At 33.7% G+C, this 261-nt stretch carries 1 protein-coding gene; it reads right to left on the bottom strand.

Translation table 11 applies throughout. The features are described 5' to 3' along the window. On the bottom strand, nucleotides 1-261 hold a 261-nt coding region (locus G9F48_RS19450; RefSeq protein ID WP_274596870.1), incomplete at both ends, for a D-alanyl-lipoteichoic acid biosynthesis protein DltD.

Raw genomic sequence — 261 nt, 5'->3', positions numbered from 1 at the left:
CTTTTAACCAACCGTAAATCTCACCTTTGGATACAAAGTTTTTCAATTCACTTTCAACAATTCCTTGTTTTGAAAACCATTGTGGACTAATGACAAAAACAATTTTACGATTTTTTAACTCATTTGCCACAGAGTTCATGTAGAAAAAGTGGGTTAAAGTAGTTGTTCCTGGTTGTCCTACTAAGAATGGCGTAAAACCAGAATTGTATTTTTTGAAATAGGCACTTGGGTGAAAAGAATCCACATGTTCCATTTCTGATG

It is taken from the genome of Bacillus sp. EKM420B, assembly GCF_011065565.1.
GTDB classification, from domain to species: Bacteria; Bacillota; Bacilli; order Bacillales; family Bacillaceae; genus Bacillus; species Bacillus velezensis.
The sequence above is the reverse complement of the archived record's forward strand: the minus strand, read 5'-3'. Positions and strand labels throughout refer to the sequence as shown.